The following is a 14934-nucleotide window of genomic DNA, read 5'->3' as shown; positions in this document are numbered from 1 at the left end:
GCATGTACAGGGGTTGCGGTATGCTGAGTGCCGCCCGGCACCCACCGGCCGCCAGCGGGGTCCTCTACCTGCACGGGTTCAACAGCGGCGGCGGCTCGCCCAAGGCGGCGCTGGTGCGTGAGGCCTGCGCGTGGCTGGGGCTGCCCTGTGCCACGCCGCAGCTGCCGCACCGCCCGGCGGCGGCCCTGGCGCTGGCCGAGTCGCGGCTGGCCAGGCTGGGGCCGCGGCCGCTGGTGGCGGGCAGTTCCATGGGCGGCTTCCTGGCGACCCTGGTCGCCGAGCGGCACGACCTGGCGGGGGTGCTGATCAACCCGGCGGTGGCCCCGGCGGGCCTGGTGGCGGAGTGGGTCGGCGAGCATTTCGACAACGCCTATACCGGCGAGCGCTTCGCCATCGAGGCCGCGCACCTCGAGGAGCTCGAGGCACTGACGCCCGAACGGGTCACGGCCGAGCGCTATCTGCTGCTGCTGGGGACCGCCGACGAGACCCTGGACCCGGCCGAGGCCTTCGCCCTGTATCGTGGTGCCAAAACGATCCTGCACCCGCAGGGGGATCATGGCCTGGCGGCGCTGGCCGACTACCTGCCGGCGATCCTCGCCCATGGCGGCCACCGCCTGCCGCCAGGGCGGGCCGGCAGGAAGGTCCCCGGGAAAGAGGGCGCCGGCATTCCGGGCGACACGAACGATCGCAACCACTTTGGGTGATGCATGACGCAATACAGTGCCAGCTCCATCGAGGTCCTCTCCGGCCTCGAGCCGGTGCGCAAGCGCCCCGGCATGTATACCGACACCTCGCGGCCCAACCACCTGGTCCAGGAGGTCATCGACAACAGCGTGGACGAGGCACTGGCCGGCCATGCCGGTGAGATCACCGTGCGGCTGTTCGAGGATGGCGGCGTCGAGGTCGCCGACGATGGCCGCGGCATGCCCATCGACCTCCATCCCGAGCACGGGGTCTCCGGGGTCGAGCTGATCATGACCCGGCTGCACGCCGGCGGTAAGTTCTCCCAGTCGAGCTATCGCTTCTCCGGCGGCCTGCACGGCGTCGGTGTCTCGGTGGTCAACGCCCTGTCGAAACGCCTGGAGGTCGAGGTGCTGCGCGATGGCAGCCGCCACGGCATGGCCTTCGAGCACGGCGACAAGGCCTCCCCCCTGCAGGTGATCGGCAGCACCCCCAAGCGGGCCCGCGGCACGGTGCTGCGCTTCTGGCCCGAGGAGAGCTACTTCGACAGCCCCCGACTCTCGCTCTCGCGGCTCAAGCACCTGCTGCGCGCCAAGGCGGTGCTCTGCCCGGGCCTCAAGGTGACCCTGGTCGAGCCCGACGGCAACGAGAGCGTCTGGCAGTACGCGGATGGCCTGCGCGACTACCTGGCCCAGGCCACCGACGGCTATGAGGTGCTGCCGGCCTCGCCCTTCATCGGCCATTTCGCCGATGATGAACACGGCGTGGACTGGGCGATCCAGTGGCTCCCCGAGGGCGGCGAGCCGCTGCTCGAGAGCTATGTCAACCTGATCCCCACGACCCAGGGCGGCACCCACGTCAACGGTCTGCGCGCCGGCCTGCTCGACGCCCTGCGCGAGTTCTGCGAATACCGCAGCCTGCTTCCGCGGGGCGTCAAGCTCAGCGCCGAGGACCTCTGGGAGCGGGTCTCCTACGTGCTCTCGGTGAAGATGCTCGACCCGCAGTTCGCCGGCCAGACCAAGGAGCGGCTCTCCTCGCGTACCGTGGCCGGTTTCGTCTCCGGGGTGGTCAAGGACGCCTTCTCGCTGTGGCTCAACCACCACGTGGACCAGGCCGAGACCCTGGCCGAGCTGGTGATCAGTGCCGCCCAGCGCCGCCAGAAGAGTTCGAAGAAGGTGGCGCGCAAGAAGGTCACCTCGGGGCCGGCGCTGCCCGGCAAGCTGGCCGACTGCTCGGGCCAGGACCCGGCCGGCAGCGAGCTCTTCCTGGTGGAGGGCGACAGCGCCGGCGGCAGTGCCAAGCAAGCCCGCAACCGCGAGACCCAGGCGATCCTGCCGCTGCGCGGCAAGATCCTCAACACCTGGGAGGTGGAGAGCCACGACATCTACGGCTCCCAGGAGGTCCACGACATCGCCGTGGCGGTAGGCATGGACCCGGGCAGCGATGATCTCTCCAAGCTGCGCTACCACAAGATCTGTATCCTCGCTGATGCCGACTCCGACGGCCTGCATATCGCCACCCTGCTGTGCGCGCTCTTCGTGCGCCACTTCCCGGCGCTGGTGGATGCCGGCCACGTCTTCGTGGCCATGCCGCCGCTCTACCGCATCGACCTGGGCAAGGAGGTGCACTATGCCCTGGACGAGAGCGAGAAGGCGTCCATCCTGCGCAAGCTCGAGGGCAAGCGTGGCACGGTCAACGTCCAGCGCTTCAAGGGGCTGGGCGAGATGAGCCCGCTGCAGCTGCGCGAGACCACCATGGCGCCGGACACCCGCCGCCTGGTGCAGCTCACCCGCGAGGTCGGCGACGGCACCATGGAGATGATGGACATGCTGCTGGCCAAGAAGCGTGCCGCCGACCGCAAGAGCTGGCTCGAAGATTACGGCAACCTCGCTGACATAGAGGTCTGATCCCCTTATGACCATGGATATCCAGGTGGCGGAGGGCGACGTCGAGCGCCTCTCGCTGCGCGAGTACACCGAGAAGGCGTACCTCGACTACTCGATGTACGTCATCCTCGACCGGGCGCTGCCGCATATCGGCGACGGCATGAAGCCGGTGCAGCGGCGCATCATCTACGCCATGCGCGAGCTGGCCCTCAACGCCAGTGCCAAGTACAAGAAGTCGGCACGCACCGTCGGCGACGTGCTGGGCAAGTTTCACCCCCACGGCGACAGCGCCTGCTACGAAGCCATGGTGCTGATGGCCCAGCCGTTCAGCTACCGCTACCCGCTGGTGGATGGCCAGGGAAACTGGGGCAGCCCCGACGACCCCAAGTCCTTCGCCGCCATGCGCTACACCGAGGCGCGACTGTCGAAGTTCGCCGAGGTGCTGCTCGCCGAGCTGGGCCAGGGCACCGTCGACTGGACCCCCAACTTCGACGGCACCATGAACGAGCCGGTGGTGCTGCCGGCGCGCCTGCCCCACGTGCTGCTCAACGGCGGCACCGGCATCGCCGTGGGGATGGCCACCGACATCCCGCCGCATAACGTGGGCGAGGTGGTCGAGGCCACCTGCCACCTGCTGCGCCATCCCCAGGCCACCACGACGGACCTGCTCGCGCACATGCCCGCGCCGGACTTTCCCACCGAGGCGGAGATCATCACCCCGCGCAGCGACCTGCGAAAGCTCTATGAGAGCGGGCGCGGCTCGGTGAAGCTGCGGGGCCGCTACGTGCGCGAGGAGGGCAACGTGGTGGTCACCGCGCTGCCCTACCAGGTGAGCGGGGCCAAGGTGCTCGAGCAGATCGCCGCCCAGATGCAGGCCAAGAAGCTGCCCATGGTCGCCGACCTGCGCGACGAATCGACCCATGAGGAGCCGACGCGGCTGGTGATCGAGCCGCGCTCCAACCGGGTCGACATCGAGGCGCTGATGGCGCACCTCTTCGCCACCACCGACCTCGAGAAGAACATTCGCGTCAACATGAACGTGATCGGGCTGGACGGCCGGCCGCGGGTCATGGCGCTGCCCGACCTGCTCGGCGAGTGGCTGCGCTTCCGCCGTGCCACGGTGCGGCGCCGGCTCGAGCACCGCCTGGGCAAGGTCGAGGACCGCCTGCATATCCTCGAGGGCCTGCTGGCCGCCTACCTCAATATCGACGAGGTGATCCGCATCATCCGCGAGGAGGACGAGCCCAAGGCCGCACTGATGGAGGCCTTCGGGCTCTCCGACCGCCAGGCCGAGGCGATCCTCGAGCTGCGCCTGCGCCACCTCGCGAAGCTCGAGGAGATGAAGATCCGCGGCGAGCAGGATGAGCTCGAGGCCGAGCGCAAGCGCCTGCAGGAGCTGCTGGGCAGCGAGGCCAAGCTCACCGACCTGATCGAGGAGGAGCTGCGCGCCGCCGCCGAGGCACACGGCGATGCCCGCCGCTCGCCGCTGGTCGAGCGCGAGGAGGCCCGGGCGCTCTCCGAGGTGGAGCTGGTCGGCGCCGACCCGGTCACCGTGGTGCTCTCCGAGAAGGGCTGGATCCGCAGCGCCAAGGGCCACGAGATCGACCCCACCGGGCTCTCCTACAAGGCCGGCGACCGCTTCCACCTCGCCGCGCGGGGCAAGACCAACCAGCCGCTGGTGCTGCTGGACGACACCGGGCGGGCCTATACGCTCTCGGCCCATAACCTGCCCAGTGCCCGGGGCCAGGGCGAGCCGGTCACGGGGCGGGTCAATGTGGCGGCGGGGGCCCACATGGCCGGCCTGATGCTGGCACCGCCCGACAGACGCTTCCTGCTGGCCTCCGACGGCGGCTACGGCTTCATCGCCCGCCTCGAGGAACTGATCGGCAAGAACAAGTCGGGCAAGGCGATCCTCAGCGTGCCCAAGGGCTGCAATGTTCTGCCGCCGCTGGAGCTGCCGGCCGGGGAGGGCGCCAGCGTGGCCGCGGTCTCCAACGAGGGACGGCTGCTGGTCTTCGAGCTTTCGCAGCTGCCCGAGATGGCCAAGGGCAAGGGCAACAAGATGATCGACATCCCCGGCGCCCGGGCCGCCCGCCGCGAGGAGTTCGTGCGCGACCTGGTGGTGCTTCCTGCCGGCGCGGCGCTGGTGGTGCATGCTGGCAAGCGCCACCTGACGCTCAAGGCCGCCGATCTGGACTACTATCGTGGCGAACGCGGCCGGCGCGGCAGCAAGCTGCCCCGTGGCCTGCAGAAGGTCGACCGGCTGGAGGCATTGGACGCCGGCGAATGACAAGATGATACCGCGGCGCCGGGGACAGGCCGAACAGGAGGTCCTACGCCAGGGATGGCGTCGGTAGCGCCCAGGGAGGGGTTCACAGCACCTCCTGGCAGGCCTGTTGCCGGTTAAGCCGCGGAACCGAGTGAGCTCCCGAGGCAACCATGACACGACGAGTACTGATCCGCGCCACCGGTGTGGCACGCCCTGGCCAGCTGGCTGGTCTCGGCAAGGCGCTGGCGGCCAGCGGCGCCCGGCTGCTGGACATCAACCAGAGCGTGACCTTCGGCATCCTCTCCCTGGAGGCCCTGGTAGGGCTCGCCCAGGAGAGCGATCTGGAAGGCGCACTGGCCGCGACGGGAGACGCCCTGGGCCTGGGGATCCAGGCGATCCAGGTCAGCGCCGAGGACTACCAGCGCTGGAGCGTGCAGGCGAGCCAGCCGCGGCTGATCCTGACCCTGCTGGCGCCACACCTGCCGGCCGGGATCCTCGCCGAGGTGGGGGCGTTGACCGCCGAGCACGGCCTGACCGTTGAGCTGATCCACCGCCTCTCCGGCCGCGAGCCGCTGGACGGCGGCATGCCCGAGCACGGTGCCTGCGTGGAGTGCTGGCTGCGCGGCGAGGAGGTCGACCTCGACGCCCTGCGCGAGAAGGCCCTGGCGCTGGGTGCCATGCACGGCGTGGATATCGCCCTCCAGGAGGACTCCATCTGGCGTCGCCATCGCCGCCTGGTCTGCTTCGACATGGATTCCACCCTGATCCAGACCGAGGTGATCGACGAGCTGGCCCGCCGTCACGGCGTGGGTGACGAGGTGGCGGAAGTCACCGAGCGAGCCATGCGCGGCGAGCTCGACTTCCAGCAGAGCTTCCGCGAGCGCATGGCGAAGCTCAAGGGGTTGGATGAGTCGGTGCTCGCCGAGATCGCCGCGGAACTGCCGCTGATGGATGGCCTCGAGCGGCTGATGCACCACCTCAAGCGGCTGGGCTATCGCACGGCGATCCTCTCCGGCGGTTTCACCTACTTCGCTCGCCACCTGCAGGAGACGCTCGGCTTCGACGAGGTCCATGCCAACGAGCTGGTCATCGAGGACGGCAAGGTCACCGGCGAGGTGCGCGAGCCGATCCTCGATGCCGACCGCAAGGCCGAGCTGCTCCACGAGATCGCACGACGCGAGGGGCTGGCCATGGAGCAGACCATCGCCGTGGGCGACGGCGCCAACGACCTCAAGATGCTGGCCGCCGCCGGGCTCGGTATCGCCTACCGTGCCAAGCCGCTGGTGCGGGCCCAGGCCCGGCAATCGATCTCCACTCTGGGGCTCGACGCCGTGCTCTACCTGATCGGCTATCGCCAGGGGGACCTGGAGGAACCGGAGCGGTGAGCACGACCTTCGAGACATGGCGCGACCGCTTCGAGCGGCTGCGCGCCCACAAGGCCTTCGAGCTGACGGTGATCACCATCATCGTGGTCTCGGCGCTGCTGATCGGCGCCAAGACCTACGAGGAGACCAACCGCTTCCAGCAGTGGCTGCTGGCCATGGACGTGGCGGTGACGGTGTTCTTCCTGGTGGAGATCCTGATCCGCATGGCGGCCGAGAAGCGCCTGCGCGACTTCTTCCGCAAGGGCTGGAACATCTTCGACTTCCTGATCGTCACCGCCAGCCTGATACCCCTGGACGACTCGGAGATGGTGCTGCTGGCACGGCTGCTGCGCATCTTCCGCGTGCTGCGCCTGGTCTCGATGATTCCCGAGCTGCGCATGCTGATGGCGGCGCTGGTCAAGTCGATTCCGCGCATGGGCTACGTGGCCCTGCTGATGTTCATCATCTTCTACATCTACGCCGCGCTCGGCAGTTTCCTCTACGCGGATATCGACGAATTCCTGTGGGGCAATATCTCCACGGCCATGCTCACGCTGTTTCGCATCGCCACCTTCGAGGACTGGACCGACGTGATGTATGCCACCCAGGAAATGTATGCCTGGAGCTGGCTCTATTACCTGACCTTCATCTTCCTCACCGCCTTCATCTTCCTCAACATGATGATCGGCATCGTGCTCGACGTGATGCAGAAGGAGAGCGTGCAGATGGAGATCGAGAGCGGCGAGGGCGAGGCCGCCGAGCTGCATGGCCTGCGCAGCGACGTGCGAGAACTGCGTGACCAGCTCTCCCGGATGGAGGCGCTGCTCGAACGTCGGAGTTGACAAGGCCTCCCGATCCTGATTCTCTAGAGGCATGAACATGACGGCGTATGACCTCGACCTACGACTACTAGCCCGCTCCTGAGAGCGTGGGCGATGCCGCCTGCATCGCCATTGTCCTTCGCCAGAAGGTCCCGGTCGAAACGAGGTCGTACCATGTCAGCCACCACCAGCAGTCGTTCCATGAAAATCCGTGCTATGCCGAGTCGTCGCGAATGCCATGTCGTTCGCGCCTTCGTCATAGTCGTGTCCGATACCTCGTGTGACGCCCCGACAGGCCCTTGGCCGTCGGGGCGTTGCCGTTTCTGAGCCGTATTCGCAAGAGTGCCGCATCGCCAGTCCTGGGAGAACGCCACCATGATGCTCGATAACCCCGCCTCCAAGTACCGCCCCTTCGTGGCCGTCGACCTGCCCGACCGCCAGTGGCCGAATCGCCGCATCGAGACGCCGCCCCAGTGGTGCAGCGTCGACCTGCGCGACGGCAACCAGGCGCTGATCGACCCCATGGACCAGGAGCGCAAGCAGCGCTTCTTCGACCTGCTGGTCAAGATCGGCTTCAAGCAGATCGAGGTGGGCTTTCCTTCGGCCTCCCAGACCGACTTCGACTTCGTGCGCGCCCTGATCGAGCAGGACAAGGTGCCCGATGACGTCACCATCCAGGTATTGACCCAGGCCAGGCCCCACCTGATCGACCGCACCTTCGAGGCGCTGAAGGGGGCGAAGAACGCCATCGTCCACGTCTACAACGCCACCGACCCGGTCTTCCGCCGCGTGGTCTTCCAGGTCAGCAAGGAGCAGTGCATCCAGATTGCCGTGGACGCCACCCGTCAGATCCGGAGCCGCATGGAGGAGGCCCCCGAGACGAACTGGACCTTCCAGTACTCGCCGGAGCTGTTCACCACTACCGAGATGGAGTTTGCCAGGGAGATCGTCGAGGCGGTCATGGAGACCTACGGGGCCACCGCTGAGGCGCCGATGATCGTCAACCTGCCGGCCACGGTGGAGGTCGCCACGCCCAACAACTATGCCGACCAGGTGGAGTGGTTCTGCCGCCACGTGGCCAATCGCGATGCGCTGATCGTCAGCGTTCACCCGCACAACGACCGCGGCACCGGCGTGGCCGCCGCCGAGCTGACCGTGATGGCCGGTGCCGATCGCGTCGAGGGCACCCTGTTCGGCAACGGCGAACGGACCGGCAACGTCGATATCGTGACGCTGGCGATGAACCTCTATACCCAGGGCGTGCACCCGGGACTCGACTTCTCCAACATCACCCCGATCATGCGCGAGGTGGAGCACTGCAACCAGCTGCCGGTGCATCCCCGCCATCCCTACGTGGGCGACCTGGTGTTCACGGCCTTCTCCGGCTCCCACCAGGACGCCATCAAGAAGGGCATGACCGAGCGTCGTGACCATCCGGATGCCGTCTGGGCGGTCCCCTACCTGCCCATCGACCCGCTGGACGTGGGCCGCAGCTACGAGGCGGTGATCCGCGTCAACAGCCAGTCCGGCAAGGGTGGCGTCTCCTACCTGCTGGAGCAGGAGCATGGCATCGAACTGCCGCGCCGGCTCTCCATGGAGTTCAGTCAGGTGGTGCAGGAGGTGGCCGACCGCCTGGGGCGCGAGATCACCTCGCAGATGATCTACCAGGCCTTCGTCGACGAGTACCTGGCCAAGGACTCGCCGTTCACCCTGGTGGGCCACCGCCTCTCCTCCGAGCCCGACAGCCCCCGGGTGAACCTGGAGGCGACCATCGAGGAAGATGGCGAGCGTCGCATCGTGACGGGCCAGGGCAACGGCCCGCTGGCCGCCTTCATCAAGGCGCTGGCCGCGGCCGGTCATGACGTTGAGATCATCGACTACCACGAGCACTCCCGGGGCCAGGGCGCCGATGCCGAGGCGATCGCCTACGTGGAGGTGCGCGCGGGCGACGAGGCGGTGTTCGGGGTCGGGACCGACGAGAGCATCACCAGTGCCTCCATGAAGGCGGTGATGAGTGCCCTCAACCGCCACCTCTCCACCCGGGCCGCGGCGCCCAACGTCACGGCAGCGTCACTGGCGTGACGGGGTAACAAGGCGCAAGTAGCAAGGATCAAGGAGCCCCGCTGGCCTGACGCCGGCAGGGCTCCTTGCAAAGGTCGCCTTGCCCCCCCCTTGATCCTTGCAGCTCGGCGCTCGGCGCTACAAGGGCGTCTTGCTCGCCTCGCCGGGAATCTCCCGCACCAGCCGCGGCATCAGAAAGCCCGGCAATACCTCTCTCAGGCCCGCGACCAGTTCGCGGGCCTCGTCGTCCGGCACGTCGAAGTGCGCCGCCCCGGCCACCGGGTCGAGCACATGGAGGTAGTAGGGCAGGATGCCGGCCTCGAACAGCCGCTCGGAGAGCGCGGCCAGGGCCTCCACCGAGTCGTTGACCTCGCGCAGCAGCACGCTCTGGTTGAGCAGGGTCACCCCGGCGTCTTTCAGCCTGCGGCATGCCGCGATGACGGCCTCGTCGATCTCGTGGGCATGGTTGATGTGCAGCACCATTACTTTCTGCAGGCGGCTGGCGGAGAGCCAGCCGAGCAGGGCGTCGTCGATGCGCTCGGGGATCACCACCGGCAGCCGGGTGTGGATCCGCAGCCGCCTGAGGTGAGGGACGGCGTCCAGGCGCTCGACCAGCCAGGCCAGCTGGCGGTCGCTCGCGGCCAGGGGGTCGCCCCCGGAGAGGATGGCCTCGTGAATGCTCGCATCCTCGCGCAGATGCTCCAGGCTGGCCTCCCACTGCGCGCGCGAGGGAGCGTTCTCCTCGTAGGGGAAGTGGCGGCGGAAGCAGTAGCGGCAGTTCACCGCGCAGGCGGGACTCGCGATGAGCAGAACCCGGCCGGCATACTTGTGGATCAGCCCCGGTGCAGGGGCATGCTCGGCCTCAGCCAGGGGGTCGGCCACATAGCCGGGCGCCACCAGCTCTTCCTCGGCCAGCGGCAGCACCTGGCGCAGCAGGGGGTCGGAGGGGTCGCCGGGGCGTATGCGTGCCAGGTAGGCCTCGGGGACCCGCACCTCGAAGAGGGCATGGCCACGTTCGGCACCGACCCACCAGGCCTCGTCGAGTCCCAGGCGGCGGCACAGCTCGCGGGGATCGCGGATCGCCCTGGCCAGCTGGGTCTGCCAGCGGGACTGGATGGACAGGGGCTGCGCCTCCTCCCGGCCGGGACGCTGCAAAAGGGCGCTGCTTCGGGTTATCATGCGACACACCAGTCAATGCGGACGGGGGCGAGTTCCCCGTCGAACTTCATCTGCTTGCGCGCGCCCCCGGCCAGTGCCGGTGGCGCGCTCGAATATGGGTAAGACATCATGGCCAACTATTCTACCAACGAATTCAAGGGCGGTCTGAAGGTGATGCTGGACGGTGACCCGTGCAGCATCGTCGAGAACGAACTGGTCAAGCCCGGCAAGGGACAGGCCTTCAACCGCGTCAAGCTGCGCAACCTGATGACCGGCCGCGTCTGGGAGCGCACCTTCAAGTCCGGCGACTCCCTGGAAGCCGCCGACGTCCTCGAACTGGAGATGGAGTACCTCTATACCGACGGTGACATGTGGTACTTCATGAAGACCGATGGCTCCTTCGAGCAGTATGCCGTGGAGAAGAAGGCCCTGGGCGACACCGAGAAGTGGCTCAAGGAGCAGGTGCCCTACACCGTGACCCTGTGGAACGACAACGTGATCAACGTCACCCCGCCGAACTTCATCGAGCTGGAAGTGACCGAGACCGACCCGGGCCTCAAGGGTGACACCGCCCAGGGGGGCTCCAAGCCGGCGACTCTCTCCTCCGGCGCCGTGGTGCGCGTGCCGCTGTTCATCAACGAGGGCGAGGTGCTGAAGGTGGATACGCGGTCCGGCGAGTACGTCTCCCGCGCTTGAGGTTCGGCCCTTCCTGCGCTCGCTCATACGGCGTTGAATCCCGAGACGGCTTGCTCATTTAGCGCTGCTAAACTCCGCCGCCTTACTCGGGATTCGCCTTGTCTGAGCATCGCTCGGAGAGGGCGAAAGCTGGGTTGATAAAGCTTTCAAGGCCACGCTAACGGCGTGGCCTTGTCGGTTCTGGAGGTCGGGACATGACAGACGACTGGCGCCCCACGGCGACTATCGAGACCCTGCATGAGCGGGCGCGACTGCTCGCCGAGGTGCGTGCCTTCTTCGCCCGCCGTGGCGTGCTGGAGGTGGAGACGCCGGTGCTGGGCCACGGCGGCAGCACCGAGGTGCACCTGGCTTCGCTTTCCGCCCAGGCCACCACCCCGGCCGGGCGCGAGCGGCTCTGGCTGCAGACCTCCCCGGAGTTCCATATGAAGCGGCTGCTGGCCGCAGGCTCAGGGCCGATCTTCCAACTGGCCAGAAGCTTTCGCGACGGCGAGGTGGGGCGGCGTCACAATCTCGAGTTCACCATGCTGGAGTGGTATCGCCCCGGGCTAGGGCTCGAGGCGCTGATCGAGGAGACCGCCGCCCTGGTGAGCAGCGTGCTGGGCCCAGAACTGGGGGATAAGCCGGGCTCGCTTCGACAGCGCCGCTACCGCGAGCTGTTCCGCGAACACCTGGCCATCGACCCCTTCAGCGTCCCGCTCGCCGAGCTGCGGCGCCTGGCGGGGGAGGTGGGCGACCTGGACATGGCCGACAGTGACCGCGACGGCTGCCTGGACCTCTTGATGAGCCTCGCGATCGAACCCCACCTCGGGCGGGATGGCCTCGACGTGGTCGTGGACTATCCCGCCAGCCAGGCCGCCCTGGCGCGCCACCATCGCGACCTCGAGGACGGTGCCTGGGTGGCCTCGCGCTTCGAGCTCTATCTGGAGGGGCTGGAGCTCGCCAATGGCTACGACGAGCTCATCGACGCCGAGGAGCAGGCGGCGCGCTTCGCCGCGGACAATGCTGCTCGGCGCGCCGCAGGCCTGTCCGAGGTGGACGTGGACACGCGCCTGCTGGCGGCCCTGGCGAACGGCATGCCGGAAGGCAGCGGCGTGGCGCTGGGCCTCGACCGGTTGATTCAGCTGGCGCTGGGCAAGTCGAGCGTGGCGGAAGTCATGGCCTTCGCCACGCCGCGCTGCTAGACGCTTCCCAGCGACTGTCCCATCTGTACCTTGGCGCCGGGCTCAATGGTGTCGGTGAAGGCGACCGGCTCGCTGAACGCCATCACCACCGTGGAGCCGAGCTTGAAGCGGCCCATCTCATCGCCCTTCTCGAGGCGCACCGGGGTGTCGAAGCGCACGCGCTGCACCTCACCGGAGAGCGGGGTGATCTGGCCGGCCCAGACCGTCTCGATGGCGGCGACGATCATCGCCCCGACCAGCACCACCACCATGGGGCCGTGCTCGGTATCGAAGTGGCACACCAGCCGCTCGTTGCGGGCGAAGAGGTTGGGTACATGCTCGGTGGTGGCGGCGTTCACCGAGAACAGCCGGCCCGGCACATAGACCATCTCGGTGAGGGTGCCGCTGGCGGGCATGTGGACCCGGTGGTAGTCGCTCGGCGAGAGGTAGACGGTGGCAAAACTGCCGCCGAGGTAGCGGCGGGCCGCCTCGCCGTCGTCGCCGAGCAGCTCCATCATCGAGAAGCGGTGTCCCTTGGCCTGGAGCAGCTGGCCGGCCTCGACGGCGCCGAACTGCGAGAGGGTGCCGTCGGCGGGTGAGACCAGGCCCTCTCCAACGGGACGGGCGTCCTCCTCCAGGGCGCGGGTGAAGAAGTCGTTGAAGGTGGCGTAGGCCGTCGGGTCGGGCTCGGCGGCCTCGTCCATGTCGACGCGGAACTGCCGGATGAAGGCCTTGATCAGGGCGTTCTTCAGCCACGGCAGTCGGCAGTCGGCGAGCCCGCCCACCAGCCGCGAAAGCAGGTGGTGGGGCAGCGGGTACTGGATCAGGGCAAAGAGTCGCGAGAGTGGCAAGAGGGTGTCCTATGTCTCGATCGGCGTATCGTCGCGGTTGCCCCACTCCTTCCAGGAGCCGGCATAGCCGCGGATCTTCTCGAAGCCCAGCGCCTTGCCCACCAGCCAGGTGAAGCCGCTGCGGTGGTGGCTCTGGCAGTGGGTGACCACTTCCATGTCCGGGGTCAGGCCCAGGGCCTCGAGCTCGGTGACGAGCTCCGCATAGTCGCGGATCCGCAGGCCGTGCTCCCGGTCCATGGCCTCGGTCCACTCCATGTTCACCGCACCGGGGATGTGGCCAAGGCGCGTGTTGTTGCCCTTCTCGCCGTCGTATTCGGCGCGCGAGCGGGCATCCCAGACCGCGAACCCCTTCTCGCCAAGGCGCTCCTGGAGCTCGAGGCGATCGATGGCGACCTCGGGGTGCAGGATCTCCGCCTCGTAGTCGCTGGGTTGGGGCGCGAATGCCTCGGTGGAGACGGGCCGGCCGGCCTCCCGCCAGGCGTGGATGCCGCCGTTGAGATAGGAGTAACGGGTGTGGCCGATCAGCTCCAGGGTCCACAGCAGGCGTCCGGCCCAGCCGCCGCCCTCGTCATCGTAGGCGACCACATGGGTGTCCCGGGTCAGGCCGAGCGACGAGAACAGCCGGGAGAGCGCCTCCACCGTGGGCACCTCGTTGGGTACGGCTTCGCCGGTCGGGTCCTCGCCGTGCATCAGCAGGCGATGATCCAGGAAGACAGCGCCGGGAACGTGCCCCTCGCCGTAGCTCTCGGCCTTGAGTGGCACGTCGATGATCAGCAGCGACGGCTCGTCAAGGTGGTCGACGAGCTGGTCGGGCTCGATGATCAGCGGGAGCAGGTTGTCTTCGGAACTCATGGCACATTCTCCTTAAATTCAGCTCCTTAAACTCGACTCCTTGATCCAGGCTCCTTGATTCAGGCGCCTGGCGTCAGGCTTCCCCGAGACTCTCGAGGATGCGTCGGTAGCTGGCAAAGCGCTCGGGGTGGATGTCGCCGCGTTCCACGGCGGCGAGCAGGGCGCAGCCCGGCTCATGGCGGTGGCGGCAGTCGCGGAAGCGGCAGTGGCCCAGGACGTCGCGAAACTCGACGAAGCCCTCGGTGACCTGTTGCTCGTCCAGGTGGCCCAGGCCGAACTCGCGGATCCCCGGCGAGTCGATCAGCTCGCCCTCGCTGGCCTCGGACGCAGCGCCTGGGGCGGGGCTCGGCAGGACATAGAGGCGCGCGGTGGTGGTGGTATGGGTGCCCTTGCGCGTGTCCTTCGACAGCGCCCCGATGCGAAGTTCCTCGTCTGGCAACAGGCGGTCGATCAGCGAGGACTTGCCCACGCCGCTCTGGCCCACGAACACCGAGGTGCGTCCGGCCAGCCGGGCGTGCAAGGCCGAGAGGCCCCCCTCGCGCTCGGTGGTGGTGGTGACCACCGGGTAGCCCAGACGCTCGTAGCGGGCCAGCAGGTCGCGCAGCTCGCCGCCGTGTTGCGGCAGCAGGTCGATCTTGTTGAGCACCAGCACCGGGGCGATGCCGGTGGCCTCGGCGGCCACCAGGTAGCGGTCGATCAGGTTGGCGTGGGGCGCCGGTTCCACCGCGAAGATGATCAGGATCTGGTCGATGTTGGCGGCCACCGGCTTGAGCTGGCCGCGCGCATCGGGACGCTCCAGGACGTTGTCGCGCTCGCCCCGGGCCACTACCACGCCGTCATTGGCGTCATGGGCGGCGCGCCAGATGACCCGGTCGCCGGTCACCAGCCCCTCGAGGTTGGCGCGCAGGTGGCAACGAACGGCATCACCGCCCTGCTCGGGCCGCACGTCCAGGGTGCGGCCGAAATGGGCGATCACCCGACCGGCCTGTTCGGGCCCGTACTCGCCGGCGGCCAGCTTATCGCCGTCCCGGGCGTCGCGCTGGTCCGCACGCCGGGCGCGTTCGGCCTGGACCTTCTCGATGCGCCAGCGCTGCTGGCGGCTCAACTTGCGTTTGCTCATGGGGGCCTGAAGCTC

12 protein-coding genes are annotated in these 14934 nt (G+C 68.1%); 8 read left to right on the top strand and 4 right to left on the bottom strand.

Annotated features, from left to right (window positions below):
• Positions 1 to 20: 20 nt before the first annotated feature.
• The 6 genes from M8009_RS07230 to leuA all read left to right on the top strand — a co-directional run bounded on the left by M8009_RS07230 (position 21) and on the right by leuA (position 9103).
• A complete protein-coding gene (locus M8009_RS07230) occupies positions 21 to 704 on the top strand; it encodes a YqiA/YcfP family alpha/beta fold hydrolase (protein WP_250060158.1) in 684 nt (227 codons plus the stop codon).
• Between the two features lie 3 nt (positions 705 to 707).
• The gene (parE, locus tag M8009_RS07225) at positions 708 to 2588 is read left to right on the top strand and encodes a DNA topoisomerase IV subunit B (protein ID WP_250060157.1); all 1881 of its coding nucleotides are present in this window, start codon (positions 708 to 710) and stop codon (positions 2586 to 2588) included.
• Between the two features lie 7 nt (positions 2589 to 2595).
• A complete protein-coding gene (gene parC / locus M8009_RS07220) occupies positions 2596 to 4857 on the top strand; it encodes a DNA topoisomerase IV subunit A (RefSeq protein ID WP_250060156.1) in 2262 nt (753 codons plus the stop codon).
• Positions 4858 to 5006: 149 nt separating this feature from the next.
• Positions 5007 to 6221, top strand: a complete 1215-nt coding sequence (gene serB, locus M8009_RS07215; protein WP_250060155.1) for a phosphoserine phosphatase SerB — start codon at positions 5007 to 5009, stop codon at positions 6219 to 6221.
• On the top strand, positions 6218 to 7042 hold the full coding sequence (locus M8009_RS07210) for an ion transporter (protein ID WP_250060154.1): 825 nt from the start codon (positions 6218 to 6220) through the stop codon (positions 7040 to 7042). The genes serB and M8009_RS07210 overlap by 4 nt, the downstream gene beginning before the upstream one ends.
• Positions 7043 to 7396: 354 nt before the next feature.
• The gene (gene leuA, locus M8009_RS07205) at positions 7397 to 9103 is read left to right on the top strand and encodes a 2-isopropylmalate synthase (RefSeq protein WP_250060153.1); all 1707 of its coding nucleotides are present in this window, start codon (positions 7397 to 7399) and stop codon (positions 9101 to 9103) included.
• A 117-nt stretch (positions 9104 to 9220) separates the two neighbouring features.
• Here the strand turns inward: leuA and epmB are convergent, their stop codons facing one another.
• The gene (gene epmB / locus M8009_RS07200) at positions 9221 to 10261 is read right to left on the bottom strand and encodes an EF-P beta-lysylation protein EpmB (protein ID WP_250060152.1); all 1041 of its coding nucleotides are present in this window, start codon (positions 10259 to 10261) and stop codon (positions 9221 to 9223) included.
• A gap of 108 nt (positions 10262 to 10369) precedes the next feature.
• Here epmB and efp point away from each other — a divergent pair, with 108 nt between their 5' ends.
• On the top strand, positions 10370 to 10936 hold the full coding sequence (efp, locus tag M8009_RS07195) for an elongation factor P (RefSeq protein WP_133637396.1): 567 nt from the start codon (positions 10370 to 10372) through the stop codon (positions 10934 to 10936).
• 194 nt (positions 10937 to 11130) lie between these two features.
• Positions 11131 to 12117 carry an EF-P lysine aminoacylase EpmA gene (gene epmA / locus M8009_RS07190; protein WP_250060151.1) on the top strand — a complete coding sequence of 329 codons (987 nt, stop codon included), beginning with the start codon at positions 11131 to 11133 and terminating at the stop codon, positions 12115 to 12117.
• Here epmA and asd read toward each other — a convergent pair.
• The 3 genes from asd to rsgA all read right to left on the bottom strand — a co-directional run bounded on the left by asd (position 12114) and on the right by rsgA (position 14919).
• Positions 12114 to 12947 carry an archaetidylserine decarboxylase gene (gene asd / locus M8009_RS07185; RefSeq protein WP_250060150.1) on the bottom strand — a complete coding sequence of 278 codons (834 nt, stop codon included), beginning with the start codon at positions 12945 to 12947 and terminating at the stop codon, positions 12114 to 12116. The genes epmA and asd overlap by 4 nt on opposite strands.
• 9 nt (positions 12948 to 12956) lie before the next feature.
• On the bottom strand, positions 12957 to 13799 hold the full coding sequence (locus M8009_RS07180) for a sulfurtransferase (protein WP_250060149.1): 843 nt from the start codon (positions 13797 to 13799) through the stop codon (positions 12957 to 12959).
• A 73-nt stretch (positions 13800 to 13872) separates the two neighbouring features.
• Positions 13873 to 14919 (bottom strand): small ribosomal subunit biogenesis GTPase RsgA, encoded by a 1047-nt coding sequence (rsgA, locus tag M8009_RS07175; RefSeq protein WP_250060148.1) that lies wholly within the window; start codon positions 14917 to 14919, stop codon positions 13873 to 13875.
• Positions 14920 to 14934 lie beyond the last annotated feature (15 nt).

Source organism: Halomonas gemina (assembly GCF_023554995.1).
In the GTDB taxonomy this organism is placed as follows: domain Bacteria; phylum Pseudomonadota; class Gammaproteobacteria; order Pseudomonadales; family Halomonadaceae; genus Halomonas; species Halomonas gemina.
This window is presented reverse-complemented; position numbering and strand designations above follow the sequence as displayed.